At 43.5% G+C, this 2,038-nt stretch carries 1 protein-coding gene and 1 pseudogene; both read right to left on the bottom strand.

The features are described 5' to 3' along the window. The coding region (locus QZY09_RS10535; RefSeq protein ID WP_295672155.1) for a SusD/RagB family nutrient-binding outer membrane lipoprotein at nt 1-894 on the bottom strand (894 nt) is incomplete at its 3' end. Between the two features lie 37 nt (nt 895-931). Then, nucleotides 932-2,038: pseudogene (locus QZY09_RS10540) on the bottom strand (TonB-dependent receptor); the annotation flags it as partial.

Consider the following 2,038-nt stretch of genomic DNA (forward strand, 5'->3'; position numbering starts at 1 on the left):
ATCGCTCATTTTTTTCATATTACTGATAATCGTGCTTGATAACCTGATATCTACGCTGTCCTGGCTAAATATTTGTGCTGCGTCCTGGTTTAATGTAAGTGAGTTAGCGCTCAACAGGTGCTGAACAATGGCGTTATCATTGTTGCTTTTCATGGTCTTTCCCATAACCTGTGTTACATATTTTTGGGCCGTCGGAGCGTCAACTTTCGTGAGGCGCATAGCCATTCGCAGCAATAACGAGTTGCCAAACATTTTCCACTCCCCAATTTGGTCAGCTGTTTGCGAATACAAAATATCTCCGGTAGGGTTATCAGCGGTTTCGCTCAGGCTATCAGTCGCCTGCGATACCTCTTTTAGCAAATCAGTATAAATAACCTGTTGTTTATCATAAACAGGGGCGTAAATCCTGTCGTAATACCCCAGGCCAGCCTGGAAATAAGGAATATCACCATAAAGGTCTGTTAATTGCTCAAATATCATGGCTTTCATTATACGGGCCATTTGGTGAAGGTTCCTGTATTGCGGTTTATTGGCCGTAAGCTGGTATAACTCCACTACCGGCTGTACAGCGCTGATATAATTGTCCTGGAATGTTTGACCCATCCCACTAATATTATTCAAATATTTGTCGCCGTAATAAAAACCGCCGGTTGAAGCTATATGCTGGACAAAACAACCAACCGCCCCCCATTTTGTTACCCACACACTTCCGCCTTCGGTTGGGGCACCGGTGTATTGCAGCTGAACGGTGGTCAGCAAAAGATTGGGATTTACGTCACCGGCTGTAATTTGGTCCGGATTTGTATTTGTTTTTGCCAGTTCTTTTTTACACGAGCCGGCAGCTATCATGATAAAGGCAGCTGTTGCTATTAAATATATGTTCTTAAATTTCATACTAATGTCTTTATAATGTGTATACATATGTATTAACTTACAATTTTATGTTAAGATTTAACCCCAATGTCCTGGAATAAGGAACCGCGGGAGCTTCAAGTCCCTGTGATAATATCGAAGCGGTGTAGCTCGTTTCCGGATCAACATTCGGTATCGCTTTAAATATGGTAAACACGTTGTGGCATACAAAACTTAACTTTAAACCATGTATTTTACCATGAAATGCTGCTGCCGGAAACTCGTAGCCAACTAATAACTGCCTGAACTTTATGAAACTGTCACTGTAAACAAACTGTCCCTGGTTGGCAAGGGCCCAATCGCCGTAATAAGCCTGGGCATTCTGCTGGTCAGTTCCATAAAGCAGGTTTCGGCCCGCAACTGTAAGTTTGGAAAGCCCGTCCTGGTAGGCAACAATATTAGTATTTGAAAATATATGTCCGCCGAATTTGCCGTCAATCAGGAATGATAATGAAAAGTGCTTATACTTAAACGAGTTGTTAATACCGCCTCCCCATGGGTTTTCTCCTGATCCAAAAGACCTTGGTTGTGAAAGCGAAGGGTCCGGGGCGCCCAGTCCCGGGTCGATAATAATTTTGCCATTTGCATCACGAGCAGGGTCGGCTGCAATTATTTGTAAGGGCTCTTTGCCAACTATGTCCTGCAGGTAAGCTGTTGAATTCCAGTCCTGGGCTTCGGAGCCAAGGTTTATGTTGGGCTCACCGCCTAAGGCTACCACTTTACCTTTGGTATATGAACCATTCAGATCGATATCCCAGGTAAAGTTTTCACTTTTAAAAGGCGTACCGCCAATTTCAACTTCAACACCATTATAGTTTACTGAACCAACATTAAGCAATGCTGAACCGTATCCGGAAGTATAATCAATAGTTACCGGTATAATATCGTCTATAACTTCCTTATGATAAACTGCCACGTCAAGCCTTAGCCTGTCTTTAAAAAAGTCCATTTCTGTTCCGGCCTCAAATTCTTTTCGTTTTGAAGGTTTTAGCGCGCTGTTAGGTACAGTACCATTCCCCGCTGTGCCTATTGGGAATGTTCCGCCGTTTCCGGGTGAATAAGTTCCGCTAATACCATAGGTCTGCAGTGTTTGATAAGGGGAATCAGCAGCCCCGCCAACATCGGC

The sequence above is a fragment of the uncultured Mucilaginibacter sp. genome (assembly GCF_903913935.1).
Lineage (GTDB): Bacteria > Bacteroidota > Bacteroidia > Sphingobacteriales > Sphingobacteriaceae > Mucilaginibacter.